Source organism: Saccharothrix variisporea, from assembly GCF_003634995.1.
Lineage (GTDB): Bacteria > Actinomycetota > Actinomycetes > Mycobacteriales > Pseudonocardiaceae > Actinosynnema > Actinosynnema variisporeum.
Genome location: NZ_RBXR01000001.1, coordinates 7,641,640 through 7,668,213, shown reverse-complemented (window position 1 = coordinate 7,668,213; position 26,574 = coordinate 7,641,640). Strand labels below are relative to the sequence as shown.

General features: G+C 71.3%; 25 protein-coding genes and 1 pseudogene. 8 read left to right on the top strand and 18 right to left on the bottom strand.

All coding sequences use genetic code 11. The features are described from left to right. Positions 1–20: 20 nt before the first annotated feature. Positions 21–881: an immunity 49 family protein gene (locus DFJ66_RS35070; protein WP_147459440.1), complete on the top strand. Its 861-nt coding sequence runs from the start codon at positions 21–23 to the stop codon at positions 879–881. 37 nt (positions 882–918) lie between these two features. On the opposite strand, the gene DFJ66_RS35065 is transcribed toward DFJ66_RS35070, so the two are convergent. Together DFJ66_RS35065 and DFJ66_RS35060 are read right to left on the bottom strand one after the other, a co-directional pair. Then, complete coding sequence (locus tag DFJ66_RS35065; protein WP_121227794.1) at positions 919–1,167, bottom strand: hypothetical protein; 249 nt, start codon at positions 1,165–1,167, stop codon at positions 919–921. A gap of 104 nt (positions 1,168–1,271) precedes the next feature. Then, a pseudogene (locus DFJ66_RS35060) lies at positions 1,272–1,607 on the bottom strand (transposase); the annotation flags it as partial. A 421-nt stretch (positions 1,608–2,028) separates the two neighbouring features. Between DFJ66_RS35060 and DFJ66_RS35055 the strand changes: the two are divergent. From DFJ66_RS35055 to DFJ66_RS35040, 4 genes are read left to right on the top strand one after another with little or no spacing between them, the layout of a single operon-like run. Next, positions 2,029–2,871 (top strand): metallophosphoesterase family protein, encoded by an 843-nt coding sequence (locus DFJ66_RS35055; RefSeq protein ID WP_211351414.1) that lies wholly within the window; start codon positions 2,029–2,031, stop codon positions 2,869–2,871. Beyond that, the gene (locus DFJ66_RS35050; protein ID WP_211351413.1) at positions 2,868–3,530 is read left to right on the top strand and encodes a 4'-phosphopantetheinyl transferase family protein; all 663 of its coding nucleotides are present in this window, start codon (positions 2,868–2,870) and stop codon (positions 3,528–3,530) included. The genes DFJ66_RS35055 and DFJ66_RS35050 overlap by 4 nt, the downstream gene beginning before the upstream one ends. Positions 3,531–3,539: 9 nt before the next feature. Beyond that, the gene (locus tag DFJ66_RS35045) at positions 3,540–5,018 is read left to right on the top strand and encodes a glutamate-cysteine ligase family protein (RefSeq protein WP_121227790.1); all 1,479 of its coding nucleotides are present in this window, start codon (positions 3,540–3,542) and stop codon (positions 5,016–5,018) included. A gap of 4 nt (positions 5,019–5,022) precedes the next feature. Next, positions 5,023–5,934 carry an aminoglycoside phosphotransferase family protein gene (locus DFJ66_RS35040; protein WP_121227788.1) on the top strand — a complete coding sequence of 304 codons (912 nt, stop codon included), beginning with the start codon at positions 5,023–5,025 and terminating at the stop codon, positions 5,932–5,934. A 42-nt stretch (positions 5,935–5,976) separates the two neighbouring features. Here the strand turns inward: DFJ66_RS35040 and DFJ66_RS45340 are convergent, their stop codons facing one another. From DFJ66_RS45340 to DFJ66_RS35020, 4 genes are all read right to left on the bottom strand, one after another. Then, a complete protein-coding gene (locus DFJ66_RS45340; RefSeq protein WP_170199846.1) occupies positions 5,977–7,434 on the bottom strand; it encodes a cellulase family glycosylhydrolase in 1,458 nt (485 codons plus the stop codon). Positions 7,435–7,567: 133 nt separating this feature from the next. Then, positions 7,568–7,924, bottom strand: coding sequence for a hypothetical protein (locus tag DFJ66_RS35030; protein ID WP_121227786.1), 357 nt, complete (start codon positions 7,922–7,924; stop codon positions 7,568–7,570). Positions 7,925–8,033: 109 nt separating this feature from the next. After that, the gene (locus DFJ66_RS35025; protein ID WP_121227784.1) at positions 8,034–8,441 is read right to left on the bottom strand and encodes a type III secretion system chaperone family protein; all 408 of its coding nucleotides are present in this window, start codon (positions 8,439–8,441) and stop codon (positions 8,034–8,036) included. Between the two features lie 4 nt (positions 8,442–8,445). After that, positions 8,446–8,988 carry a TetR/AcrR family transcriptional regulator gene (locus tag DFJ66_RS35020; RefSeq protein ID WP_121227782.1) on the bottom strand — a complete coding sequence of 181 codons (543 nt, stop codon included), beginning with the start codon at positions 8,986–8,988 and terminating at the stop codon, positions 8,446–8,448. Between the two features lie 50 nt (positions 8,989–9,038). Here DFJ66_RS35020 and DFJ66_RS35015 point away from each other — a divergent pair, with 50 nt between their 5' ends. Next, positions 9,039–10,652 carry an AMP-dependent synthetase/ligase gene (locus tag DFJ66_RS35015; protein WP_121227780.1) on the top strand — a complete coding sequence of 538 codons (1,614 nt, stop codon included), beginning with the start codon at positions 9,039–9,041 and terminating at the stop codon, positions 10,650–10,652. Here DFJ66_RS35015 and DFJ66_RS35010 read toward each other — a convergent pair. The 10 genes from DFJ66_RS35010 to DFJ66_RS34965 form a co-directional block, all read right to left on the bottom strand. Continuing rightward, positions 10,616–11,311 carry a DUF998 domain-containing protein gene (locus DFJ66_RS35010; RefSeq protein WP_246030025.1) on the bottom strand — a complete coding sequence of 232 codons (696 nt, stop codon included), beginning with the start codon at positions 11,309–11,311 and terminating at the stop codon, positions 10,616–10,618. The genes DFJ66_RS35015 and DFJ66_RS35010 overlap by 37 nt on opposite strands. A gap of 40 nt (positions 11,312–11,351) precedes the next feature. Then, positions 11,352–11,840, bottom strand: coding sequence for a DUF305 domain-containing protein (locus DFJ66_RS35005; protein WP_170199844.1), 489 nt, complete (start codon positions 11,838–11,840; stop codon positions 11,352–11,354). Positions 11,841–11,866: 26 nt separating this feature from the next. Continuing rightward, complete coding sequence (locus tag DFJ66_RS35000; protein ID WP_211351412.1) at positions 11,867–12,847, bottom strand: LacI family DNA-binding transcriptional regulator; 981 nt, start codon at positions 12,845–12,847, stop codon at positions 11,867–11,869. A 53-nt stretch (positions 12,848–12,900) separates the two neighbouring features. Next, complete coding sequence (locus tag DFJ66_RS34995; protein ID WP_121232190.1) at positions 12,901–14,595, bottom strand: discoidin domain-containing protein; 1,695 nt, start codon at positions 14,593–14,595, stop codon at positions 12,901–12,903. Continuing rightward, on the bottom strand, positions 14,592–15,851 hold the full coding sequence (locus DFJ66_RS34990) for a DUF1996 domain-containing protein (protein ID WP_211351411.1): 1,260 nt from the start codon (positions 15,849–15,851) through the stop codon (positions 14,592–14,594). The genes DFJ66_RS34995 and DFJ66_RS34990 overlap by 4 nt, the downstream gene beginning before the upstream one ends. A 147-nt stretch (positions 15,852–15,998) precedes the next feature. Beyond that, positions 15,999–19,175, bottom strand: coding sequence for an NACHT domain-containing protein (locus tag DFJ66_RS34985; protein WP_121227772.1), 3,177 nt, complete (start codon positions 19,173–19,175; stop codon positions 15,999–16,001). A gap of 9 nt (positions 19,176–19,184) precedes the next feature. Next, positions 19,185–19,760 carry an isopentenyl-diphosphate Delta-isomerase gene (idi, locus tag DFJ66_RS34980; protein ID WP_121232186.1) on the bottom strand — a complete coding sequence of 192 codons (576 nt, stop codon included), beginning with the start codon at positions 19,758–19,760 and terminating at the stop codon, positions 19,185–19,187. Between the two features lie 28 nt (positions 19,761–19,788). Next, on the bottom strand, positions 19,789–21,141 hold the full coding sequence (locus tag DFJ66_RS34975; protein ID WP_121227770.1) for a class I adenylate-forming enzyme family protein: 1,353 nt from the start codon (positions 21,139–21,141) through the stop codon (positions 19,789–19,791). Between the two features lie 5 nt (positions 21,142–21,146). Beyond that, positions 21,147–22,220, bottom strand: a complete 1,074-nt coding sequence (locus DFJ66_RS34970; protein ID WP_121227768.1) for a 3-dehydroquinate synthase II family protein — start codon at positions 22,218–22,220, stop codon at positions 21,147–21,149. Between the two features lie 26 nt (positions 22,221–22,246). Further along, a complete protein-coding gene (locus DFJ66_RS34965; RefSeq protein ID WP_121227766.1) occupies positions 22,247–23,065 on the bottom strand; it encodes a 2-amino-3,7-dideoxy-D-threo-hept-6-ulosonate synthase in 819 nt (272 codons plus the stop codon). Positions 23,066–23,275: 210 nt separating this feature from the next. Between DFJ66_RS34965 and DFJ66_RS34960 the strand changes: the two genes are divergently transcribed. Beyond that, entirely contained in the window at positions 23,276–24,232 is a 957-nt protein-coding gene (locus tag DFJ66_RS34960; RefSeq protein ID WP_121227764.1) for a LysR family transcriptional regulator, read from the top strand. 129 nt (positions 24,233–24,361) lie between these two features. Next, positions 24,362–24,766 (top strand): hypothetical protein, encoded by a 405-nt coding sequence (locus DFJ66_RS34955; RefSeq protein ID WP_147459439.1) that lies wholly within the window; start codon positions 24,362–24,364, stop codon positions 24,764–24,766. Positions 24,767–24,778: 12 nt separating this feature from the next. Here DFJ66_RS34955 and DFJ66_RS34950 read toward each other — a convergent pair whose 3' ends face one another. After that, positions 24,779–25,333: a hypothetical protein gene (locus DFJ66_RS34950; protein WP_121227760.1), complete on the bottom strand. Its 555-nt coding sequence runs from the start codon at positions 25,331–25,333 to the stop codon at positions 24,779–24,781. Beyond that, the gene (locus DFJ66_RS34945; RefSeq protein ID WP_121227758.1) at positions 25,330–26,538 is read right to left on the bottom strand and encodes a hypothetical protein; all 1,209 of its coding nucleotides are present in this window, start codon (positions 26,536–26,538) and stop codon (positions 25,330–25,332) included. The genes DFJ66_RS34950 and DFJ66_RS34945 overlap by 4 nt, the downstream gene beginning before the upstream one ends. Positions 26,539–26,574: the final 36 nt, after the last annotated feature.

The following is a 26,574-nucleotide window of genomic DNA, read 5'->3' as shown; positions in this document are numbered from 1 at the left end:
TGTTCGGGAGCCACCCTGTCATGGTCGAAGTCGAGCGGCACAAGACCTATCCCAACGCGTCCAAGCGGGCGATCCGGCAGCTCGCCGAGGACGTCGCCGAGGGCGTGGAGAAGGTCCAGCGCTATTCGGACGCGCTCAACCTGCAATTCCTCGCCGCCCAGTCGCTGTTGGGGCACCGCACGGTGGTGGACCCGCGCGGTGCGGAGCGGGAGACGTGGTTGGCGTTGCGCACGGCGCTGGACACCGGTGCGGCGGTGTTCACCGTCGCGGCGGCCGAGAAGGGCGCGTTGGTCCGGGTTCGGCTGGGCGACGAGACGGTCACCGCCTCCGGCACCGGACCGGTCTACTACTCGACCGCGGAGAACTGGCTGACGACCCTCTGGCTCGCGGTCGTGGCGCGGGACCAGGCGGTGTTGGACACGTTGACCGCCTTCCCGCTCGACGTGCTCAGGGCGTCCGGCTCGGAGCCGGCGTACCTGGTCGACATGGTGCGGCTGTTCCAACTCTTCTTCCGCCGCGAAGACGGCGTGGGCGCGGCCCTGGGTGCGGCCCTGAGCGGCAGCACGCCCGGGGCACTCGGTGACGGCGAGGAGCGCGAGACCGCGGACCTCCTGCGGTTCCCGCAGCTCACGCTGGTCCACTACCTGCTCAAGGACGACGCCGAGGCCGAGTTCAACGACGCCTTGGCCGAGGCGCTGCGCGCGCACAACACCTACTGGTCGAAGACGGAGGAGCGCCGCGCGTCACCCGTGGGCTACCTCGCGCTGGGGCCGCTCGCGTTGGCGACCATCGCGCAGGACGCGGGCACCACGATCGCCGTGACCTCGGACTACCTGCCGGCGGCACTGCTGGACGGCACCACCCGCGTCGAGAACGGCTGACCGGGCGGGGACGACCGAACGGCGGTCGTCCGTCGGGCTAGGCCGGGACCACGTGCAACGCCCGGGCGCCCGCCTCGGTGAGGCGGGCCGGGACCCACGTGCCCAGCGGGGCCCGGGTGGTCGGCTCGATGAAACCCCGGTGGACCAGGGCCCGGGCGGACGGGTGGTCGCAGAAGGGGAGGGAGTCGACTCTCAGGTCCGGCTCGCTGCTGCACGTCAGCTCGACGCGGTGGGCCGCCGTCGCGCGGAGCAGGGCGACCTCGCGTCTGGACAGTTCGGGTGGCATGTCAAGCACCTCCTACCGTGGAAACGGGTGTTGCTCGGCTCCCGGTTCACCAGGTTGGACGTGCGGACACCCTCGGGCGTTGCGAATGGAAGTCAGCCGGCGGCCTTCGTGCCCCTCCGCTCGGCCGCGTCGAGGACCAGGCGCAGCCACTCGCCGTCGGGCGTGTCGAGGGCGACTCGGCGCAGGCGCAACCACAGGCCGACGTCGGTCCACTCCTGGAAGCGGCGGTGGACCGTGGGCACCGTGACGCCGAAGGTCGCGGGCAGGTGGCGCCACGCGCAGCCGCTGGTCAGGACGAACACGATGGCCGTGAAGATGGCCCGGTCGGACACCCGGCCACGGCCGCCGCCCTGCCGCCGCACCTTCGCGGGCGGGATCAGGGGCTCCACCGCCGCCCACAGGGACGGGGGCACCAGGCGGGCCGCGAGCTGCTCGATCACGTCCGCGTGCGCGGGTTTCGGGGGTGCCTCGGGGGCGCGGCGGACCCAGGGCTCCTGCCGCTGGAGGTCGCCGCGCTGGCGGGCCCGCAGGAGGGTCGCCAGGGCCGCCTCGTCGCGCCGTGGCGCTACCGCCGGGTACGGGTGCTGCTGGACTTGGCGCGCGATCTCAGCGCCCACCGTGCGGCCGAACGCGGGTCGAACATCGTTGGTCATCGGGTCCTCCGCCGCAGGACTGTCGTGATGCCCATCACGCTAGGAAGCCGGCCGCGCACTGGTAAGCACCTACCCGCCGAACGGGACCTGTCAGCGTCGCGCGGACCCCCCGGCGTCGGCCAGCGGTGCGCCTGGTGCGACGAGCGGGTGAGCGGTCGGTTCGGTGACGGGGGTCGCACACGCTCCGCAGGCCTATACCCTCGGAAGCGTGACGCCGCGCCTGCTAGCCACCAGCGACCTGCACGTGACCTACCAGCAGAACCGCGACTTCGTGGCCGACATCCGACCGCACTCGCCGGACGACTGGCTGATCGTCGCCGGTGACGTCGGCGAGCGGTTCGACGACATCGAATGGGCCCTGGCGACCCTGCGCAAGCGGTTTCACACGGTCGTGTGGTCCCCGGGCAACCACGAGCTGTGGACGACCAAGGACGACCCGGTCCAGTCGCGCGGCGAGGTCCGGTACAAGCAGCTGGTCGAGCTGTGCCGCGGCCTGGACGTGCTGACCCCCGAGGACGAGTTCGCGGTGTTCGAGGGCGGCCCGGACGGTCCGGTGGCGGTGGCGCCGCTGTTCACCCTCTACGACTACACCTTCCGCCCGCCGGGCACGACGGACAAGGAGTCGGCGCTGGCCGTGGCGCAGGAGGCCGGGGTCGTGTGCACGGACGAGTACTTCCTGCACCCCGACCCCTACCCGAGCCGCGAGGCGTGGTGCGCGGCGCGCGTCGAGGAGACCGAGCGGCGGCTGGCCGCGGTGGACCCGGCGCTGAAGACGGTCCTGATCAACCACTGGCCGCTCGTGCGGGACCCCACGTTCATCCTCCGCTACCCCGAGTTCGCCCTGTGGTGCGGCACCGAGCGCACGGCCGACTGGCACGTGCGGTTCCGGGCGGCGGTGGCGGTGTACGGGCACCTGCACATCCCGCGGACCATCCGCAAGGACGGCATCCGGTTCGACGAGGTGTCGCTGGGCTACCCCCGCGAGTGGCAGCCGCGCGGGTGGACGAAGGCGCCCCTGCTGGACGTCCTGCGTGAGGGGGACGCGCGGTGATCGAGGACCTCATGCCCCCCGGCGTGGTGGCGGTGGACACGTTCGAGGACTTCGACGTGCGGCTGTTCCCCGAGGAGGAGGAGCACGTCGCCAAGGCCGTGGACAAGCGCCGCAAGGAGTTCACCACCGGGCGGCACTGCGCCCGGCTCGCGCTGGGCCGCCTGGGCTTCCCGCCCGTGCCGCTGCTGCCCGGCGAGAAGCGGGCGCCGGTGTGGCCGGACGGGGTCGTGGGCAGCATCACGCACTGCAAGGGCTACCGGGCGGCGGCCGTCGCGCGGACGGGCGTGATCCGGTCCGTCGGCATCGACGCCGAGCCCAACGAGCCCAACCCGGACGGTGTCCTGGAGGCCGTCGCGCTGCCGCCGGAGCTGCGCATGGTGGCGGCCCTGGCCGAGGCGAACGGCAAGGTCTGCTGGGACCGGCTGCTGTTCAGCGCGAAGGAATCGGTCTACAAGGCGTGGTTCCCGCTGGCGCGGGCGTGGCTGGGGTTCGAGGATGCGGAGGTGACCATCAACCCGGACGACGGCACCTTCACCGCGCGCGTCCTCATCGACCCCCCGGTCGTGGACGGGGTGCCCCTGGACGGGTTCACCGGTCGCTGGATGGCGCGGGAGGGGTTTGTGGTGACCGCGATCGCGGTACCTGCCTTGACGACCTAGGAGGCGATCATGGGCGACGAGGTGGCAAGGCACGAGTTCACCCGCGAGGACCGCACCCGGTACCGCACGAAGGTGCGCCGGTGCCTGGACGTCTTCGCCCGGATGCTGCGCGAGTCGCGGTTCGAGTTCGACCGGCCCATGACGGGCCTGGAGATCGAGCTGAACCTGGTCGACGAGGCGGGCGACCCGGCCATGCGCAACGCCGCCGCGCTGGAGGCCATCGCCGACCCGGACTTCGTCACGGAGCTCGGCCAGTGGAACCTGGAGATCAACGTCGCGCCGCGGCAGCTCACGGCGGGCGGGATCACCGGGTTCGAGGAGACCGTGCGGCGGTCGCTGAACGAGGCCGAGCACAAGGCGCGGGACGTCGACGCGCACATGGTGATGATCGGCATCCTGCCGACGTTGCAGGCCAAGCACCTGGCGGTGGACGCGCTGTCCGGCAACCCCCGGTACGCGCTGCTGAACGAGCAGGTGCTCGCGGCGCGCGGCGAGGACCTCCAGATCGCCATCGGCGGCGTCGAGAAGCTGCAGATGACGGCGGACTCGATCGTGCCCGAGGGCGCGTGCACGTCCACGCAGTTCCACCTGCAGGTGTCGCCGGACTCGTTCGCGTCGTACTGGAACGCGGCGCAGGCCATCGCCGGCGTGCAGGTGGCGGTCGGCGCGAACTCGCCGTTTTTACTCGGCAAGGAGCTGTGGCGGGAGACCCGGATCGCGCTGTTCCAGCAGGCCACGGACACCCGCAGCGACGAGCTGAAGGAGCAGGGCGTCCGGCCGCGGGTGTGGTTCGGGGAGCGGTGGATCACGTCGATCTTCGACCTGTTCGAGGAGAACGTGCGGTACTTCCCGGCGCTGCTGCCGATCTGCGACGAGGAGGACCCGTTGCAGGTGCTGGAGCGCGGGGACACGCCGTCGCTGGCCGAGCTGAGGCTGCACAACGGGACCATCTACCGGTGGAACCGGCCGGTGTACGACGTGGTGCGCGACCAGCCGCACCTGCGGGTGGAGAACCGGGTGCTGCCGTCCGGTCCCACGGTGGTGGACATCCTGGCCAACGGGGCGTTCTACTACGGCTTGGTGCGGATGCTGGCGGAGGAGGAGCGTCCACTGTGGAGCCAGATGTCCTTCAGCGCGGCCGAGGAGAACTTCACGTCCGGCGCGCGGATGGGCATCGACGCCCAGGTGTACTGGCCCGGGTTGGGCACGGTGCCGGTGGCGGAGCTGGTGCTGCGGCGGCTGTTGCCGTTGGCGCACGAGGGGTTGGTGCGGTTGAAGGTGGACGTCGCCGAACGGGACCGGTTGTTGAGCGTGATCGAGCAGCGGTGCCTGACGGGGGTCAACGGGGCCACGTGGCAGGCCCGGACGTTCCACAAGCACTACGACCACTCGGCGCTGGACCGGCCCGAGGCGTTGCGGCGGATGTTGCGGACTTACCGGGACCTGATGCACAGCAACGAACCCGTGCACACGTGGCCGGTGGGGTGAGTTCTTGACCGGCACACCGGACCTCGGTCCCCTGCCGCAGCGCGTCACCGTGGACGTCGAGCAGGTGCGGCGGTTGATCGGCGAGCAGTTCCCGGAGTGGGCCGGTCTCCCGGTCCGGCCCGTGCCGCGGGGCGGGTGGGACAACTTCACGTTCCGGCTGGGTGACGGGATGGTGGCGCGGCTGCCCAGCGCGGCCGAGTACGCCCTGGCGGTCGAGAAGGAGCAACGCTGGCTCCCGGTGCTCGCTCCCCTGCTGCCGTTGCCCGTGCCGGTCCCTTTGGGGCTCGGGCGGCCCGGCGCGGGCTACGCGTTCGCGTGGTCGGTGTACGCGTGGCTCGACGGTGAGCCCGCGAGTGTGGACCGGATCGCCGATCCGGTGCGGTTCGCCCTGGACCTGGCGGAGTTCCTGGTGGCCTTGCAGGGCGTCGATCCCAGCGAGGGTCCGCAACCGGGCAAGCACAACTGGTTCCGGGGTGCCACCCTGCGCACTTATGACGGGCCGGCCCAGCGGGCGCTCGCGGTCTTGGACGGTCACGTGGACGTCGACCTGGCCCGCGAGATCTGGAAGACCGCGCTGGACGCTCGTTGGGACGGTGTGGACACCTGGTTCCACGGGGACATCGCGGCGGGGAACCTCCTGCTCGACGGTGGGCGGTTGGCGGCCGTGATCGACTTCGGGACGTGCGGTGTCGGCGACCCGTCCTGTGACCTGGCGATCGCTTGGACGCTGTTGACCGCCGACGGGCGGCGGGCGTTCCGCAAGCGGCTGGCGGTGGACGACGAGACCTGGGCGCGCGGGCGCGGTTGGGCGTTGTGGAAGACGTTGGTCGAGTGCGCTCGGACCGTGGACCGTGCCGATGGGGACGCCGCGCGTCGGGTGCTCGACGAGATCCTGACCGACTACCGGCGTTCGTGAAGAGCCTGCCCGGACGGGTGAGGTCCGGGCAGGCCGAGTGGGTCAGCTGGTCGGGAAGTCGTCCGGGGTGCGCATGCGGTCGCGGACCCAGACGCCGGCCGGCTTCAGGACGCCGGTGCCGGTGAACGTCGTGCCGGCGCACGTGCCCGGCTTGAAGACGGCGCCCGAGCGGGAGTCGTCGGAGAAGTTCCAGTTCGTCCAGCCGATCTTGTTGGCGGCCAGGAAGTCCAGGTACTTCTGGGAGTAGGTGAAGTCGTTGCCGCCGTCACCGGTGTAGGTCTGGGTGCCGAACTCCGTGACGAACAGCGGGATGCGGGTGGCCGCGCGTTGCAGGGCCGCGAAGTACTCGTCCTGGTGGGACGCCGCGTAGAAGTGGAACGTGTACATGAAGTTGGTGGCGTTGATGGGGTTGTTGATGATGTCCGCCTCGGTGCGGCCATCGGAGATGCCCAGGGACGCCCAGCCGTGCGTGCCGACGAAGACCACGCCGTCCGGGTCCTGTGCGCGGATCACCGGGATCATCTGTTCCGCGTAGGACTTGATGCCGGCCCACGACACGCCGTTGGGCTCGTTGGCGATGTCGTAGATGATGTTGGTCTTGTCGCGGTGGCGTTGGGCGATCTCGGTGAAGAACGTCTTGGCCAGGGACAGGTTCGCGTTCGGGTCGCCGGGGTCGAGCTGGTGCCAGTCGACCAGGGCGTACATGCCGCGCTTGGTGGCTTCCTCGATGTACCCGTGCACCATGTCGGTGAACTTGCGCGGGTTGGTCTCGTAGCCGTCTTCCTGGATGTACATGGAGATGCGCAGGATGTCGGCGCCCCAGTCGGTGGCGAGCGCGTCGAGGGACTGCGTCTTGATGCACTGGGCGTACCACTGGATGCCGTGGGTGCTCATGCCGCGCAGCTGGATCGGCTTGCCGTACTGGTTGCAGAGTTTGACGCCGCAGACGTGCAGCCGGCCGTTGACGTCGGCGGGTCGGCCGGTGGTGGGCGGGGTGCCGCCGGCGTCGACGTCGAGCTTGTCGAGGTTCGGGCCGCCGTTGGACGTGGTCGCGGTGGCGCGCACGCGGTTCGTGCCGGCCGCGAGGGTGACGGTGGTGGTGGCGGTCTGCCACGTGGTCCACGCGCCGGTGCCGGGGAAGGCCAGGTTGGTGGTCGCGGTGACGCCGTTGACCGTGATGGTCATCGGGCGGTTGGTGGTGGTGCCGTTGGCGTACCGGAAGGTCAGGGTGGCGCTGCCGGCCGCCGGGGCGGTGGCGGAGAACTCGACGTAGCTGCCGGTCTCGTTGTCGTAGTTGACGAAACCGGAGCCGGTGTAGCCGGAGTGGTTGGATTCGACCAGGCCGTGGGAGATGGTCGCGGATTCGGCCTGGTAGGTGGTCGCGGCGAGGGCCGCGGGTGCGGTCGGGGCTTGGTGGGCCGGGGCTTGTTCGGCCAGTGCGGTCGTGGTGGCGGCGAGCAGGGTCGCCGCGACCAGGGGGCTCAGCCATCGGATGGCCACAGGGTGCCTCCCACATCGGATGGACCGTGAACAGGACCGGCGGCGGTACAGTTAAGAAACTTTCCTATCTGTTGCCGGGATCACAGCACCACCGGGAGGGGTCTGTCAACGATTCACGTGGGCGAACGAGCCCTCAGCCCACGCGAGCGGGCACCCGAGGGGTGACGGCCTTCCACTCCGCGACCAGCTCGGGCAGCAGGACGTGCCACGGCAGGGTGGGCAGGACGTCCTTGCGCGCCACCAGGAGCAGCCGCCCCTCGGTGCCGCCGTCCAACCAGACGACCTGGAGCGCGGCGGCGCGGGACTCGGCGGCCGTCAGGGCCAGAGCCGTCTGGCGGGACAGGTCGTGGTGGTCCACGTGTCGGGCCGAGGAGGTGGCGTCGGACAGTTCCGGGTGGCGGGTCGCCAGGGCTCGGACGGCCGCGTGCAGGCGCCACTCCCCCAGTCCGGCGCGGACCTGCACGGTGAGGGACTCGGTGACGGCGGACACGCGGACCCACCTCCTTAGGGCAGCCTAAGTTAGCAGGTCGACTTCCACGGATCGCTGGAAATTCCGTAGCAGCGCACTGGTGGGACCGAAGTCACCGACCCCGGCGGTCCTAGTAGTTGTCGCCGCCGAAGAACTGCTCCTCCAACTGGTCCGCCGTGCCGGCCAGGAGCGCGAGCGGGTCGGTGAACTCGTGGATGTCGAGGTCCTGCAACGGCAGCGAGTGGCGCAGCACGACGTGGTCGCCCATGATCGCCGCGCCGCACGCGATGCTGGAGTTGCCCACCTCCACCAGGAACGCGTGCAGGTCCACGTCGGCCGCCAAGCCGATGGGGGACGCGATCTGCACCCACTCGTGCAGCTTGTCCAGCACCTCGCGGACCAGGATGACCACCTGGGTCCGCTCGTCGTCCTCGTCGAACTGCTCGAAGTTGAACAGGATGCGGATCTCGTCGTCCTCCTCGGAGATCACGTCGTAGGTGTCGCGGACGTACGCGGCGAGGTCGCCCCAGGAAGCCATGTGCTCACCCTAGAGGCGCGACGGCCCCCCACACGGCATCGGCCACCACCTCGCGCGCCTCGGCGAGGTCGAAGGTGCCCATGAGGAACCGGCGGGCGCACTCGTGCGCCGGCCCCATCACCACGGGGTCCAACGCCCACAACGGGAAAGCCCGGACCGAACCCTCCGCCATGCGCTCGGCGAACCACTCGGCCACGGGCGCGAAGGTGGCGAGCTTGGCGGCGGGATCGGCGCTGAGCGGCTCGGTGTAGAGGAACTTCGCCCGTCCGGGGTGGGCGGCCACCCAGTCGAGGTAGCGCAGGGCCATCCCCCGGACCACCTTCTCGGTGTCGCCCAACTCGATCGCCGGCGTCATGGCGGCGATGCAGCGCGCGAAGCTCTCCTCGTACAGCACGGCGAACAGCCCGTCCCGGCTGCCGAAGTGGTGGTAGATGCTGCCGTTGGACACGCCGGACCGCGCGGTCAGCGCGCTGATGGTGACCGGGAGGCCTTCGTCCACCAGCGCCAGCGCCGCGTCCACCACCGCCTGCTGACGTCTCGACCGCACGCGGTCTAGAGTAACGCTCTAGAGCACCGCTCCACCGCTGGGAGGTCGTCATGGCCCGTTCCATCCCCGATCTGCTGCGCGAGCGCGTGGCCGCGACGCCGGACGCGGAGGCCTTGCGCCACCGGGTGGACGGCACGTGGACCTCGCTGACCTGGCGCGAGGTCGGCGAACGGGTGCGCGCGCACGCCCTGGGCTTCCGCCAGCTCGGTGTGAAGGACGAGGCCAGGGTCGCGATCATGGCGCAGACCAGCGTGGAGTGGATCATCGCGGACCTGGCCGTGCTGGCGGCGGGCGGTGTCACCACGACGATCTACCCGAGCAGCACCCCCGAGGAAGCCGCGCACGTCATCCGCGACTCGGGCAGCGTCCTGGTGGTCGCCGACGCGGACCTGGTGGCCAAGGCCGGTGACGCCCGGGTGATCACCACCGACGACCTGCCGACCTCCGAGCTGGGCGACTACGACGCCATGGTGGACGAGCTGTCCCCCGAACGGCTGGCGACGCTGATCTACACCTCGGGCACCACGGGCATCCCCAAGGGCGTCGAGCTGACCCACGACAACTGGCTCTACACTGCCGAAGCCGTGGTCGAACTGGGCGTCCTCACCCCGGAGGACCTGCACTTCCTGTGGCTGCCGATGTCCCACGCGTTCGGCAAGGTGCTCCAGATCGCCATGATCGCCACCGGGATGCCCACCGCCGTGGACGGGTCTGCGGACCGGATCGCGGACAACCTCCAGGAGCTGCGCCCCACCATCGTCGCCGGCGCGCCGCGCATCTTCGAGAAGATCCACAGCCGGGTGGTCGCCGCGATGCGCGCCGAGGGCGGGCTGAAGGCGAAGTTGTTCACCTGGGCGCTGGAGGTGGCCGAGCACCCGGACTGGACGCTGCGCCGCAAGATCGCCGACAAGCTCGTGTTCAGCAAGCTGCGCGAACGGGTCGGCGGGCGGATCAAGTACTTCGTGTCCGGCTCCGCGCCGCTGTCCGCCGAGGTGGGGCGGTTCTTCGGCAACGCCGGGATCACCATCCTGGAGGGCTACGGGCTCACCGAGTCCTCGGCGGCGTCGTTCCTCAACCGGCCCGGTGAGCACGTGTTCGGCACGGTCGGCAAACCGCTGCCCGGCACGGAGGTCCGCATCGCGCCCGACGGCGAGGTGCTCATCGGCGGCCGCGGGATCATGCGCGGCTACCACAACCTGCCCGACGAGACGGCGGCCACGCTGGACGACGGCTGGCTGCGCACCGGCGACATCGGCGAACTGGACGAAGCCGGGCGGCTGCGCATCACCGACCGCAAGAAGGAGCTGATCAAGACGTCGGCGGGCAAGTACGTGGCCCCGCAGAACGTGGAGAGCAAGCTCAAGGCCGCCAGCCCGTACATCGGGCACGTCCTGGTGCACGGCGACCAGCGCAACTACTGCGTGGCCCTGGTGACCCTCGACCCCGACACCACCCCGGCGGGCCTGGACGCCGAGGCCGAGGTGGGCAGCGCGGTCGAGGCGGCCAACGCCAAGCTCGCCCGGCACGAGACGATCAAGAAGTTCGCCGTGCTGGACAAGGACTTCACCGTCGAGGACGGCACCCTGACCGCGAGCCTGAAGATGCGCCGCCGGGAGATCGAGACCCGCTACCGGGAGGTCCTGGACGGCCTGTACGAGGGCTGAGCCACCGCGATCGCCCACACCGCGACCACCAGCACGGCCGCCACCTCGACCACCACCAGCAGCCGCTCGCTGTAGCCCAGCGGCAGCACGCGCCACCACGGCGTGCCCACGAGGGCGTTCACCAGGACCGCGTACACGATCGGCGTGAAGGCCAGGGCGGAGAGCAGCCCGAACCGGAACGTCCACCGCGCGTACCCGCCCCACACCGCGTCCTCCCGCCACGGACGGGCCAGCAGCATCGCCGCGACCGGCAGGCTGAGGAACGCGACCAGGCTCGCGACCCGGTGGATCGTGCCGCTCGCGCTCGGCCCCACGGCCCAGTTGTGCTTGGGGAAGACGACCACCAGCGCCAACCCGACCGACCAGGTCAGGAAAGCGAGTGCGCTGCCGCTCGACCACTTGGTGATGCCCCTACGCACCAGGACGGCCAGGATCGCCACCGACCCGAGCGCGAGCAGCGCCACCGCCGTGTCGAACACCCAGCGGTGCGGTCCCAGGGCGTACTCGGAGATCGTGCGGCGCAGTCCGACTGCGGTGGTCGCGAGCCGGTGCGCGTCCAGCGAGCCGACCATGAGAACGGTCAGCACGACGGCGAACGCGCCGCCGAAAGCGACGAAGCGGGCCGGGGAACGGGTCGGGGCGGGTTCGACGGTCAGCACAACGGACAGAACGGACGGTGACCGGCCGGTGTTCCGCCGTTCAGGGAACCGACAGCTTGGCCAGGAAGTCCTCGCGGTCGCGCACGAGATCGCTCACCAGCGCGAGGACGGCGGTGTCCTGGCCTGCTCCCTGCTCGACCTTGGCGACCGCCGCCGACTCTTCGAGGTGGGCCTTGAGCAGCGTTCCCGCTTGTGCGTCGAAGTCGGGGCCGGTCAGCGTGGCCAGGCCGGCGACCTCGGGGGCGGTCACCATGCCGGGCATGTCGTGGTCCCGGTGTTCGTCCAGGTAGGGCAGGCCGCGGTCGCGGAGGACGGCGTGCAGGCGGGCGAGTTCGGCGCGGTGGTGAGCGGCGATCTCGCGGGCCAACGGCGTCAGCGGCGTCTCGCGGGCGGCCACCAGGTCGAGCAGGGGCAGAGCCGATTCGGCCTGCGGGATGGCGAGTTGGACGTAGGCCGCGTCCGTGGGGCTCAACGCCACCGGCCCGGCCGTACAGGCGGTGAGCAGCAGAAGGGCCAGCAACACGCGCACGAGCGCTCCTTCGATCAGGGAGCGCGTCAAGCGGACTCGCGGACCACCAGGGTCGGGTCGAACACGACGGAACTGGTCGGGCGGTCCGGCCGCTCGACGCGCTCCACGAGCAACCGGACCATCTCGGCCGCCATGTCCTCCACCGGCTGCCGCACGGTCGTCAACGGCGGGTCGCACTCCAGCGCGGGCGGGCTGTCGTCGAACCCGACCACCCGCACGTCCTGCGGCACCCGCAACCCGCGCTGCCGCAGCACCGGCAACACCCCGGAGGCCATCAGGTCGGACGCGACGAACAGCCCGTCCACGTCCGCCGGCAACCCCCGGGCCGCCGCCGCGCCACCCTCACGGGTGAAGTCGCCGTGCACGACCGCCGGTTCCGGCAGCCCGTGCCTGGCCACCGCCTCGCGGAAGCCCCGCAGCCGGTCCTGGCCGGGCGTGCGCTCCAGCGGCCCGGTCACCGTCGCCAGCCGCCGCGCCCCGCGCGCCACCAGGTGGTCCACGGCCAGCGCCGCGCCGGCCGCCTGGTCGACGTCCACGTAGGTGATCGGCACCGGCTTGCCCGGTCGGGCGGCCAGCACCACCGGCAGGTTCGCCCGGGTGAGCAGCCGGGGCAGCGGGTCGGCGTCGTGGGTGTGGATGAGGATCACGCCGTCCAGCCGGCCCTGCCGGATGTCGTCGACCACCTGCTCGTGACTGGCCGTGAGCACCAGCTGGACGCCCAGCGGCCGGATCACCGGCAGGACCCCGGACACCACCCGTCCGAAGTACGGGTCGTGCACGGTCCGGTCCTCGTCGGGCAGCACGAGCCCGATCGCCCCCGCCCGCCGGGTGACCAGCGAGCGGGCGGCGCGGTTGGGCACGTAGCCGGTGGTGGAGATGGCCTTCTCGACCACCTGCCGCAGCTCGCGGTCCACCGTGGCGACGCCGTTGACGACCCGGGACACCGTGGCCCGCGAGACTCCCGCGACCCGGGCGACCTCTTCCAAGGTGACTGGTCTGCGGTCCACGTCAGCTTTTATACCGGCTGCGGGGCACCGCGCACGGTGCCCCGCGTTTCACATCACTGGTACACCCGCACGTAGTCGACCAGCATCCGCTGCGGGAACACGGTGGTGGCGTCCGGCGGTCCGGGCCAGTCACCGCCCACCGCGTTGTTGAGCAGGGTGAAGAAGGGCTTGTCGAACACCCACGGGCCGCGCGTGGCCTCGACGGTGGCCTTGTCGATGGAGAGCACCGTCACACCGTCGATGCTGAACGTGATCCCCTTGCTGTTCCAGTCGACCCGGAACAGGTGGAACGCGTTCGCGTAGTCCTGCCCGATGTCCCGCGGTGCGCCGATGCCGCCGCCGCCGAAGTACGCCGGGCCGTGGATGGTCTGGTAGGCGGTGTTCGGTTCGCGGCCGAGGTGTTCCATGATGTCGATCTCGCCGCTGCCCGGCCACGGGGTGCCCTTGAAGATGTCGTTGCCGAGCATCCAGAACGCGGGCCACAGGCCCTTGGTGCCGGACACCTTGATGTTCGCCTCGATCCGGCCGTAGGTCCAGGACGCCCGGCCCTCGGTGATGATCCGGGCCGAGGTGTACTGGCACGTCCCGCTGCCGCTGACCGGGTCGACCGGGCAGGCCGAGCCTGGCGTGACCTCGCGGCGGGCCTCCAGCACCATGTTGCCCGCGCCGTCGGTGAACGCGTTGTTGTTGTTGGTGTAGTACTGGAGTTCCGCGTTTTGGCCGGTGCCCACCTCGGGCCGCCACTTCGCCGGGTCCGGCTTGGTGCCGGCCGGGGTGTTGAACTCGTCGCTCCACACCAGGCGCAGCGGGTTGCCCGGGTCGGGGGCCTGCGGTGGCGGCGGGGTCGGGTTGCCGCCGGTGCCGTAGACCTGGAACTCCCACAGGCTGTAGCCGTACGGGCCGCTGCGGGCGGTGAGGGTGACGCGGACGTGCCTGCCGGTGCCGGTCACGGGGATGGTCTGCTTGAAGCCCGTGCCGGTGGTCGTGGTGTAGATCGGGGTCCAGTTGGTGCCGTCCGGTGAGGTTTCGATGCGGAAACCCTTGGCGTACGCGGGATCCCATTGCAGGACGACCTTGCTGATCTGCGCGGGTGCGCCGAGGTCCACCGCGATCCAGCCCGGGTCCACCCAGCCGGTGGTGGCGCTGGTGGCCCACCGGGTGGCCGGGTTGAAGTCCAGCGCCTTGGCGGGGGTGCAGGCCGGGCAGGCGCCGTCGTCCTGGAAGGAGGACGCGGTGGCGGGCTTGTTGTAGGACAACAGGGTTTCGGTGGTGGTGGGCGTGCCGGTGCGGACCGCGAACTCCCACAGCGACACGCCCCACTGGGTGGCGCGGGCGGTGGCGTAGAGGCGGACGTAACGGCCGGAGCCGGTGAGGGTCAGGTCCTGCGTGCCGCCGGTGCCGGTGGTGGTGGCGTAGACGTCGGTCCAGGTGGTGGCGTCGGTGGAGGTCTGGATGCGGAACGCCGTGGCGTAGGCGGCTTCCCAGGTGAGGGTGGCGCCGCAGATCGTCTTGGCGGAGCCCAGGTCCACTTGCAGCCACTGCGGGTCGCTGAACGCGCTGGACCAGCGGGTGCCCGGGTTGCCGTCCACCGCGTTGGCCGCGACGAACGGCGAGCCGGTCTCCACGGAGGAGGCGGTGGCGGTGACGGCTCCTGCCGTCCCGCACTCGGCTTGCGCTTGCTGCGGCGCGATGACGAGGGCCGCGAGGGTGGTGATCGCGGCGAGGAGCCTGGTCACGGACTTGGTCATGGCCGGCCGTCCGCACCGCACTTGATGATCGGGTTGATGCAGTCCCGGACCCGGCGGGCGAGCTCGGCTTCCGGCCAGGCGTTGAAGAAGTCGCCGTGCATGGTGTACCCGGGTCCGGAGGACAGGCGGAACCGGGCCGGGTCACCGCTGACCGGGTAGCGCAGGACCTGCCGGAGCTTCGGGACCGGGACCGGGTGGGTGGCCGGGCAGTCGGCGTTGACCGGGTAGGCCATGTGGCTCTTGTGGTCCGCCGAGTCGAGGTCGCGGCCGTTCCAGCACTGCGGGAAGTCCAGGTAGGACTCCAGCATGGTCCCTTGTGGACAGTTGACGAAGTCCTTGGACGCGCCCACGTGGCCGGCGTGCAGGCAGGACCAGCGCGAGATGGTGGAGGCGTCCGGCGCGGTGGCCTTGGCGTTGCCGGCGACGATCCGCAGGCCCAGCGGGAAGGGCTGGATGCGGGCGATCACGTCGTCCCGGACGCCTTCGCCCAGGTAGTAGAAGGTCGTGATGGTGGGCTCGACCGGCTGGCCGTCGGCGTAGAGGGTCGGGACCCAGTAGGAGGACAGGTCCACACCGGGGTTGCAGTTGCTGGTGCCCGCGAGCAGGGAGTTGACGTCGCTGCGGGCGTTGGTGGTGCGGTTGCCGAAGAAGCTGTGCATGTGCGAGGCGCCGGGCAGGCTCGGGAAGACGATCGGGTCGTCCGGGAGGCGGTGGCTGAAGGGGCAGTCGGCGAGGAACTCGGCCACGCGGACGACGTTGGTCGGGTTGCGGACGCCGAAGACCTGGAACTCCCACAGCGAGACGCCCCACTGGGTGGCGCGGGCGGTGGCGTAGAGGCGCAGGTAGCGGGTGGTGGTGGAGGTGGTGATCGTCTGGGTGCCGGGCGTGCCGGAGTGGGTGCTGATCGTTTGCCAGTTGGTGCCGTCCGCGGAGGTCTGGAGCTGGAAGGACTGCGCGTAGGCGGTCTCCCAGTTCAGGACCACTTGGCTGACGGCGGCGGAACTGCCCAGGTCCACGCTGATCCACTGCGGGTCGGCGGCGGCACTGGACCACCGTGTGCCCGTGTTGCCGTCCACGGCGGCGGTGGCAGGGGTACCGCCGTTCTCGGTGGAGGACGCGGCGACGGGACGGTTCTGGGACAGCAGTTCGGGGGCGGCGGTGGCGGCGGGTGCGGTGATGGAGGCGGTGGTCGCGGCGAGTCCGAGGACGGCGAGGGCGGTGACCAGTCGACGCCATCGGCGAATGGTGGGGATCACGACTCCCCTTTCGTAGGCGTGGAGCGAGACAGGGCGAGAGAGCGCTCTCACCGGCAAAGTAGGGCGGTGGTTCTGGATCAGTCAAGGAAAGTGGGAGGTTCCGGTACGACCGGGACTCGCAGCCGGAGAGAGCGCTCTCTCAGCGACTCACCACCGGCTGAACAACTCGCCCATCGGGTCGGAGGGGTACCGCTCAGGAACGTCCTTCCCGAGGAGTCGGGCTCGCAGCTCCTCCCACTGCGACTGCAACTCGGGATCGAGAATGTGCTTGCCGTGGTCCATGACCACGTGGAGCGCGACACGCTCAGCCGCGTAGAAGCGCGGGTCGTGGAGGTTCGGGGTGTGCAGCAACGCTTCGGGGTGTACGTACGCGATGATCAGCACGGTCGCCGGACTGAGCACGGTGGGGGCCGGGTAGTTGGCGAGACTCTGCACCGCCCTGACGACGAATTCCTTTGACAGCACGCCGGCACGCTGGCACAACAGGACGGTCAGCGCGTTGCCGACGGACGTGAGGTCCGTGCGGTGCGTGTTCTCCGGTGGGTCGACGATGAAATCCGCGGGTCCTCCGTCGTCGTCGCCGAAGAACACCAGCGCTTGCAGCGTCGGGAGCATCTCGTCCGCCCAGCCCGGCCCTTGGTTGTAGAACTCCGATCGATCGACCAGGGCCATCCCTCGGCGGACGCGAGAAGCGTGCACGTCGTCTCCCCGAACTCGTGCGGTCCAGTACTCCTCCGCGCCGCGGATTTCGAAGGAGAAGAACTCCGGTGTGCGGTCGACCAGGGTGGTGCCGCCCTGGAGGTTCAACGAGGACAACAGCGCCAGCCAGCTGTCGTGGTCCAGGCCGGACTGCCACAGCGACAGCGTGGACCGCCAGTTCGTCAGGGCTTCGGCTTCGTCGTCGCCGAACGCGCCTACCAGCGGGAACCCGGTTTCGGGGTCGCTGAACCGGATCGACAGCGTGGTCAGGTTGGCCGAGTAGGCCGCGAGCTGCCGGACGAAGTCGAGCGGTGTCGGGCGGTAGGTGTCGTACTCCGTTGAGCGCCTGCGCTGCCGGAACGAGCCGAGCAGGTCCACCAGTGCGCGGCGGATGTGGTCCTGCTCGTCCGGTGGCATCGCGGCGAAGATTTCCTTGGCGAAGTCACCGATCGTCGGTCGTGCGGCCCAGGCGTGGTGCGAGAGGAGGGCGAACAGCACCTCGTCGTTGGGGGCGCGGTCGCGGTAGCGGCCACCGTAGGCGGCGTTGGCCAGGGCGGCCAACTCGTTCATGACGTGCTGGGCGACCAGGTATTCGCCGAAGGTGGCGTGCAGGAACTCGTAGGCGCGTTCCGTCGTCCGAAGGGTCGCTTCCGGTGCGTGGACGAAGAAGAACTCGCCGAGCAGCCGGGCACCCTCGTCGTCGGGGAGGTTGTCCTGTCCGGTGAGGGCCGCGAGGTCGGAGCGCAGGTCGGTTTCCCGCACGCTTTGCGCACCGCGGTTGAACATGGCCAGGGCCGCGACCGCGAGGCGGAACACCTGGTCGGACACGCGGCGGTTCAGGTCCTCTGGGCGCAGCCGGCCCCGCTTGCGCACCTCGCGCCGGGCGAAGCTGTCGAAGATGCGCTGGTAGAGGGCTGACTTCGACAGGCCGGCGTCGAGCGGCGGCGAGTCGGAGTCGGCGGCGTAGAGCGCCAGCATGAGCAGCAGCAGGGGTTGTTTGGCCAGGTCGGCCTGGTGGAGTGCCTCGGCGGGGGTCAGTTCGCGGACAGCCCCCGACCGGATCGCCGGTAGGTTCGTGGTGCGCCATTCGGCCAGCCAAACCGTGACCTGGACGTCGTCGAACTCGTCCAGTTTGATCATGGTCGCGCCGTCCGGTACGTCCACCCGGTCGGCCACCACGGTCCGGGACGTCACGACGACCGCCACCGGCCGGTTCTGCTCGCCCTCGATCCGCTGGAACTCCATGACCTCCCGCAGGTAGCCGCTGCGGTCGAAGCCGGAGGCTTGCAACAACTCGTCCAGGCCGTCGAGCAGGACCACCAGGATGGTGTCGGCCTGGTCGGACAGCGCCTGCCACTGCAACCGGTTGTTGCTGGCGAGGTCCAAGGCCTGCTGGAGCTGGTCGGCGATCGGCGCGCCGGCCGACACGCTGCGCAGCGGCACGCGGACGACGGTGTACTCCTCAGGTGGCAGTCGGGCCGCCAAGACCTTCGTGAGAATCGACTTGCCCGCGCCGGGGTGACCCAGCAGCAGCATCGGCACGGACGTCGAGTCGGCCGAGGTGAAGTGCGCGGCGAGCATCAGCTCCAAGTCCCGCTCGACCGGCCGGTCCGACCACCAGCCCTCGTCCGCGGGACGACTGTTCTTGTCGTGGAACGCCATTCGGTAGTGCGGGGTGACGAAAGCCCGTTCGATGGTCGGGAACCTGACGTCCGTGTCGTAGCGCTCGGTGTCGCTCGGCACGATGGGCTGGCCGAGCACGCCCGCGTTCGCGCTGCGCAGGCCTTCGCGCTGTCGGCCGATGTCGGCGCCGCGGTCGGAGACGAGGCCGAGCAGGGTCTGAACGCGGTCCAGAGCTCGTCCCTGCGTCTCCAGAGCGGCTCGCACTTCGGCGTTGAGCTCTTCGAAGCGGTGCCTGGTGGCGGCGTGTTCGCCGAGCGCCGCCCAGAACGCGAACTCGGGGGCCTTCTCCGCCAGCGCCAGGTAGTGCGACTCGTACCGGCTCACGACCTGGTCGAGGAAGTCCGCACCGAACACCATTCCGACGGGCGTGCCGGGGGCGAGACCTCTGAGGAAGCCGCGCGTCTCCTCTATCGTCCGCTCGACCCACTGAGCGATGTGGGACAGGTTCTCCGCGTACCCGCGCGATGGCGACGGGGCCGGGATCGTCGACCAGTAGAGGCTGTCGTAATAGTCCCGAGTGGCGTCTTTTCGCGTGCCCACGGTCAGCAACCGCTGTTCCTCGGCGGTGAGGGCCAGCTTTCGCATCCCTCTACGGCCGAAGCGTTCCTCCAGCACTTCGAAGAACGCGGCCCCCACGATGGTGCTGTGCGCGGCGATGATCAGGTCGCGGCGGGCCACGCCCCTGGTGCCGGCTAATCGGTCCGACAGCTTCCCGACCAAGCCCCGCAGCAGGCCGGTGGCCTCGTTCTTCTGGTCGACCCAGCCCCACACCGCGGCCAGCAGCGCCGCAGGCACGAACGCTGAACTGCCGATCGCCGCCGCGGCGCCTGCGGCGAGGATGGTGCCGCCAAGCACCTTGTCGAGCTTGCCGACCGTCTCGGACTCGTGCTTGCCGAGGATGCGGAGCGCCCCGGCGAAGGTGAGGGCGGGCTTGCGGGACATCGCCCTAGGTTACGGGCGGGCGGCGGGTGGGAGGTCGGACAGCGGGGCGGTGGGCCAGGTCCACGGGTTGTCGCCCAGTTTGACCAGTTCCTCGACCTGCAACAAGCACCACGGCGAGATCGGGCGCACGCCTGCCAGCACCGCGTGCGCGAAGTCGCCCCACGGCACCCACTCGAACGAGTCCACCTCGTCCTCGTTCACCACCGGATCGCGGTCGAGCCGCCCGCGGAACACCGGGCAGATCTCGTTCTCCACCACGCCGTTCTCCATCACGGCCCGGTACCGGAAACGCGGCAGCACCAAGTCCAGGGCGACGCCCGAGACGCCCAACTCCTCGGACAGCCGGCGGGTGACAGCGGTAGCGGCGTCCTCGCCGGGTGCGGGGTGGCCGCAGCACGAGTTGGTCCACACCCCGGGCCACGTCTTCTTGTGCAGTGCCCGGCGGGTCAGCAGCAGGCGGCCGTCACCGTCGAACAGGTAGCTGGAGAACGCCAGGTGCAGCGGGGTGTCCGCGTGGTGGACCTCGGCCTTGTCGGCGACGCCGATGCTCGTACCGGACTCGTCCAGCAGCACTACTCGTTCCACGCGGATCACCCTGCCACAGGCACCTGCCTCACCGCGCGGCGGCAAGGGCCTTCGGGTTGCGGACCAGCTTGCCGGCGGCCGTCCTGGGTAGGGCGCGGAGGACGTGGACGCGGGCCGGGAGCTTGAACTCCGCCAGGCGGTCCCGGCACCACCCCGCCAGGTCGAGCGAGGACAGGTCGTCGCTCTCCGTGCCGACGTACGCTTCGATCACCCCGTCGTGCACGGCGATCGCCTCCGTCACGCCCGGGTGGGCACGGAGAGTGGCCTCGACCTCGGTCAGGTCGACCTTCGAGCCCCGCACCACGGCCAGCGAGTCCGCCCGGCCCAGCAGCCGCAGTGCGCCTCGGGCGTCGAACTCGCCGCGGTCGCCCGTGCGGAACCACCCGTCCGCGTACCGGTCCGAGCCGTCGTCGCGCAGGTAGGGCGACTCGTCCAGCGCGACCTCCACCAGGCCGTCGTGGACCCGGATGGTGGTGTCGGTGAGAGGCCGCCCGACGGCGGGGCGGGACGCGCCGGTGACGTCCAGGGTCAAAGCGCCGGTCTCGGTGGTGCCGAAGCACTCCCCCACCGGGAACCCGTAGGCCCGGCCGAAGGCCTCCGCGACCTCCGGCGGCATCATCTCGCCACCCGCGAACGCCGCCCGCACGGTCCGGAAAGCGCTGCGGTCGGCGGCCTGGGCCAGCAGGGCGAAGTGGAACGGCAAGCCCGTGACGAAGTCCACCTCGTGGACGGCCGCCGCGCGCAGGATGTCGTCGGCGGTGGGCCGGGCCGCGAACACCAGTTCCACGCCCGCCGCCAGCGAGTGCAGCAGGCCGCCCATCAGGCCGAAGCTGTGCGCGGTGGCGTTGAGCAGCAACAGCTTCTCGCCGCGCTGCGTCATGCCCTCCGCCGCGCCGAACCGCATGACCTCGCGGATGATCGACTCGGTGCTGCGGCCGACGACCTTGGGCGTGCCGGTCGAGCCGGAGCTGAACTGCACCAGGCGGTGCCGGGTCAGCGCGGGCACGCCGTCGCTCCGGCGTTCGGTGACCAGCTCGCAGCGCTCGCGGAACGCGCCGTCGCCGCGCCCGGCGGCCCGCACGACGTACTGCGGTCGGGCCAGGTCGCGCAGGACGTCCACCTCGAGAGGCGTGAGGCGGTGGTCGATGGAGATCACCCGCGCGCCCAGGCTCCACAGCGCCAGCACCACCTCCAGCTGGGTGAAGCTGGGCGGGACCTGGACGGCGACCGTGCTGCCCTCCCCCACCCCGGACGCGGCGAACAGCCCCGCCTCGGCGGCCACGGACTCCCGCAGCCGCCCGTGCGTCACGGTGTGGTCGTGGGTGAACACCGGCACGTCGTCGCCGTGGCGGCGCAGCAGGTCGGTGACGAACTCGCGCATGCGGGTCAGGACTCCTTGCAGAACTCGCCGATGGGGATGCCCACGTGCCGCTGCTCGGTCGCGATGTAGCCGAGCAGCTCGTCACCGGCTTGCAGCTCGGTGACGTTGCGGACCTTCCCGCCGGGGCCGAGCACCCGGACGTGCCAGTCGTCCTGCACGGTGAGGCTGACCTCCACGCCCTCGGGCGAGTGCGCGGTGATGGTCAGGATGGGACGGGACTCGAGCTTCGCCCGCCCGACGGTGACCTTGCGGGTGCGGCCCTCGGAGTCCACGGCCAGCACGGTGCTGCCGGAGCGCAGCTCGGACAGGTAGTTGGTGCGGTTGTCCGGGCCGAGCACGTAGGAGTGCAGGGCGCCCGCGTTGACCCGGAACGGCCGGGTCGGCATGTACGGCAGCGGGTGGGTCTCGCTGCAGCACAGGATGAACCCCGACGAGAACGAACCGACCAGGATGCCCTCGTCCTCGCGGAAGTGCGAGCAGGTGTCCACGCACACCCGGTCGCCCAGGCCGTTGTGGGCGATGCCGTCGACGGTGAGGGTGGTCAGGGTCAGCGGCGGGGTCTTGGCCTCCAGCAGCCGGGCCAGGGCGAACACGTCGGCCGCGTCGCGCGGGGCGAGCAGGACGCCGTCCGAGCCGTGCTCCAGCACGTCCAGGACGATCGCGGCCTCCTCCAGGTCGGCGACCTGCGTGATCAGCTTGCCGGGCGCGCCGTCGGCGGCGGCGATCACGATCTCCAGCGGGATCTTCGTGGGGTCGGTGAACGCGACCAGCGTGTGCGGAAGCTTCACGGCCGCGCTGCACGCGAGCTTGAGCGTCCGGTCGTCGCGGACCTCCACGAACGCCGCGGTCGCGGTGAGCCGGTCCAGCCGGTCCTGGTCGTCGACGACGACGGCGACCAGGTGCGGGCTGTCCACCGGCTCGGGCGCGACCAGCACCCGGGTGACCGTGGGCGGCAGCGCGTCCAGCACGGCCGGGTCGTCGGACACGACCCCGGCCAGGCGGGCGTGCAGGGCGGCGTCGACCACGGACTCGCGGTGGGCCTCGGGGACGGTGCGGAGGTCGATCCAGGCGAACTTCACGCCAGACTCCAGGGGGTGATGCGCGGTCAGGACAGGGCGCCGGACATGGCCGGCACCAGTTCGGCGGGGTCTTCGGCGTGGATCACGGAGGCCAGCTCGGCCACCAGGGACATCGGCTGGGGCGAGGTGAACACCCGCCGCCCCACCGCCAGGCCCGCGCAGCCCATCGCCATCGACGCGCGCGCGTAGTCCACGAGGCTGCCGCCGGTCGCGGGCCCGCCCGCGGTGCCAGGAGTCGCGGGCCCGCCCGCCACCAGCACCGGGATCGGGCAGCTCTCGACCACCTCGGCCATGCGCTCCACCGGCAGCGCGAGGTTGGTCTTGACGATGTCCGCGCCCAGGTCGACGGCGATGTTGACCACGTGGGCGAGCAGGGCGGGGTCGGTGGTGTCGGCGATGCGCGGCCCGCGCGGGTACACCATGGCCACCAGCGGCACGTTCCAGGCGTCGCAGGCGTTGGCGACCACCCCGAAGTCGGCCAGCTGCCGCTCCTCGGTGTCCGAGCCGATGTTCACGTGCACGCTGACCGCGTCGGCCCCCAGCCGCAGCGCTTCCTCGACCTCGCCGACGAGCACCTTCGCGTTGGTGTCGGCCATGTGCGCGGTGCCGGCGCTGAGGTGGACGATCAACGCGCACCCGCCGAGCAGCCGCGGGTCGATCGTGCGGATCCGTCCTTTGTGGACGATGATGGCGTCGGCGCCGCCGACGACGACCGCGGAGATCAGGTCGGGCCACCGGTCGCGCGGCACCACCGGGCCGTCCGACACGCTGTGGTCGAGCGGGACGAAGAGGTACCGGTCGTCGCGCGGACGGGAAAGGCGTCGCAGCCGCAACGCTTTCCTCATGTCGCTCACACCTCCCCAGGATCGGCGATAGCCACGCCGAGGGTGGTCCAGACCCGAGTCCCGCGGGGAGTTGGCAGCTGGCGATAACTCGCCAGTTATGCACCTGTTGGAGCAGCGGGTTGCGTCGGTCCCACGACCCGTCGACGGCCGTTCACACTCGCACGGTCGGTGCTCGGCGTGATCCGGTTGCCCTAGGCTGCGTCAGTGCACATGGAGCTCAGACACCTCCACGTTGTGCTGACCGTGGCGGAGGCGGGCAGCATCAGCCGGGCCGCCTCCTCGCTGAAGATCGCGCAAGCCGGCCTGACCGCGCAGCTGCGCCGCATCGAACGCGGCTTCGGGGGTCCGCTCTTCCTGCGGCGCAGCGACGGCGTGGAACTGACCGAACTCGGCCGCCACGTCGTGCTCAGGTCCCGTGACCTGGTGGAACGGTTCGACGACCTGATGGTGACCGCCCGCAGGCTGGCCGCGCAGAACGGCGGCGCCGGCGTCCGGCTGGGTGGTGTGGCGGGCGCGCCGACACCGTTGCTGGTGGACGTCGTGCGGGACATGCTGCCCAACCAGCCGCGCACCACCCACGTCGAGCGCAGCTGCGACGCGGTGCTGGACCTGGTGCGGTCGGGCAAGCTGGACGTCGGCCTGGTCGTGGAGTTCCCGCAGAGTCCACTGCGGATACCCGAAGAGGTCGCGTCCCGTTCACTGGTGACCGAACCCATGCTGGTGGGAATCGCGGCGGGGCACCGGTTGTCCGGGCGCAGCGAGATTCGGCTGTCCGAACTGGCCGATGAGGACTGGGCGGTCCCGGACGAGAACTACGGCGGCGGACGGGTGAACCTGCACCTGGCGTGCGAGGCCGCCGGGTTCACCCCGCGGTGCGTGCACTTCGGCGTCGACCCGGTGACGGCGGCGGAACTGGTGCGCTCGGGCCACACCGTCGCCTGCTTCTTCCCCACCGGGCGGGAACTGCCCGGCGTCGTGTTGAAACCCGTGGTCGGCAGCCCCGTGCACCGCCGGGTGATGCTGGTGTGGCGGCGGGACGGGGCGGCGGCCGAGTACGTCGAGGAGCTGCACACCCGGCTGCTGCGGGCTTACCAGGACTGCGTCCGGGGCCAGTCCCGGGCACCGAAGCTGGCCGCCGCCGCGGAGTTCACGGCGGCGGCCAGCTGAGGGCTGTCCCGCAACCGCCGCACGACCTCCGGGTCACCGTTGCGCAGCCCGAGTTCGCGCACGATGAACACGGTGGCCCGGCAACAGGCTCTGCGCCGAACCGCCCATTGGAAAGGCCTATGGGTGGTCGTGACCGGCAGCCGGCTCAAGTGGTACGACGTCGTGCGCGACGACGAGGTGATCACCGACGAGGACCGTTCTTCGGCGCGCCGGACCGTGCTGGAGGCGGTCGAGTCGGGAGCGGTCCCGGCGGCGCTCGGGTGGGTGGTGCTGCACCTCAGCGGCGGGTACCACTTCCTCGCCGTGTGGACTTGGCGCAACGAGAACGAGTTGTGGCAGACGCTGTACGTGCGCGGGCCGGGTGACGAGTTCCGCCAGGTGGGCGGGGGTGGGCACAACCCTGTGATGTGCGTGTGGGAGATGGGGCCCGTGGTGCACGAGCAGCAGGCGTGGGCGCGGTTCCTCTACACCGCACGGGGTGAGAAGGACGTCGAGGACTACCTGGCGGACCGGATGTCCGGAGCGGTCGGATAGTCCTTTGTGGACTTAGTCGGCGTGCCGGAGGACGCTCTCCACCTCGGTGCGGAAGGCGTCCACGCCGTCCTGGCCCTCGGGTGCGCCGTGGGCCTGGAGCAGGTGCAGCAGCGCGACCGCGTCGGCCGAGCGGCGGGCCTGGGCGCGGAAGGAGAACGCCGACTCGTAGACGGTGACGGCGATGGCGAGCGCGGCGGCGACGGTGGCCAGGAAGCCCCACACCGCCCGCCGCCCGGGGTCCGCGACGGCGACCGCGCCCAACGCCGCCGCGCCCGTGTAGAGCAGGACGGTGCCGGCGGTGGTCCAGCGCAGGGCCCGGGCGTAGCGGGTGCGGGCGTGCTCGAAGGCGGCCAGGCGGTCCCCGACGCGGTGGCGCAGGTAGGCGCGCAGGAACTGCTCGCGGTGGTCGGCGAGGACCGCGGGGGTGATGGCGAGGGGCTCCCGGGGCGCGGGCGTCGGTGCGGTCACCTGCTCGGCGACGTCCGAGGGCGCGTCGGGCCGGGCGCCTTCCACCATCACGGCGGCGGGCTCGGGCTTGGGGTCGTCCTCGGTGCTGGGCGTCGTCATGCGTTGCTCACCGGTTCGTGGCGGTGGCGGGCCACCTCGGTCGCCAGCTCGCGGGAGCGCTCCTCGCGTTCCGCGTCGGTGGCGGCCGGTGGCGCGGCCAGGTGGTCGAAGTACAGCGCCCGCAGCTGGTCGGCGCGGGTGCGCGCGTCCGGGTTCTCGCCGCCCCGGGCCAGCACGGTCAGCACGGCGGCACCCGCGCCCGCCACGGCGACCAGCACGCCCGGCCACGGCACGTCCCGCAGCCAGACCTGCAACGCCCCGAACGCCACGGTCGCGAACCCGGCCAGCACCGCCAGCACGACCAGCAGCCGCGCCCGCTCGCGTTCCCGCAGCGCCGCGACCTCCTGCTCGTGCAGCACGGGCGCGACGACCTGGTTGGCGTCGTGGATCGCGTCCGCCAGCAGCGGGTAGTCCAGCACGTACCCGGGATCGACCACGGGCCGCTGCACGGGCGCGCGGAACCGCAGCTGCGGGAACACCCGCACCGGCTGCACGGGCGCGGCGAACTCCCGCGACCCCAGCACCCGGTGCAGCACGGCGACGATCCGGTCCGGCCCCTCGTCCAGGTGCACGACCGCCACCTGCCCGCTGCGGGTGAGCACGGCGAGGTCGTCGTCTCCCAGCGCGCCGCGCGCGATGTCGTCGGCCAGCCCGCCGGTCCCGGCCAGCACCAGCAGCGGCCGGTCCCGGCCCAGGTGCTCGACCAGCGTCGCGCGGGCGGTGGCGTCGCCGCCGACCAGCACGGCCAGGGCGGGGCGGCGGCCCGCGACCGCGTCCACCACCCGGACCAGCGCGGGCACCTCCTCGCCCCACTGCGAGCCGGGCACCAGCACGACCGTGTCGTGGTTCGCGTTGAGACGCTGCTCACCCGGTCCGGGCTCGGCGTCCTCCGCCGCGACCCGCCCGGACGGCGCCACGCCCACCAACCGGGGCCACCGGCCCTCCAGGGCCTCGGCGGCCAGCCCGGTGAGGTGCGCGACCCCGGTGTCGGCGCCCGCGGTGATCACGGCCGCGTCCCGCTGCACGGCCGCGACCAGCAGCGAGCGCAGCACGGGCAGCAGGGACGCGGCGAGGTCGGTGTCGAGGTCGCCGGACGAGCCGAGCAGCAGCACGACCGGTCGGCCGCGCGGCAGACCGAGTGCCCGCGCCCGGACGTCGGCGTCGGGGTGGGCCAGTCGGCGCACCCGCGGACCCGCTGTGGACATGCCGGGCACCCTAGCGCCGGCTCACGTGGATTTCAC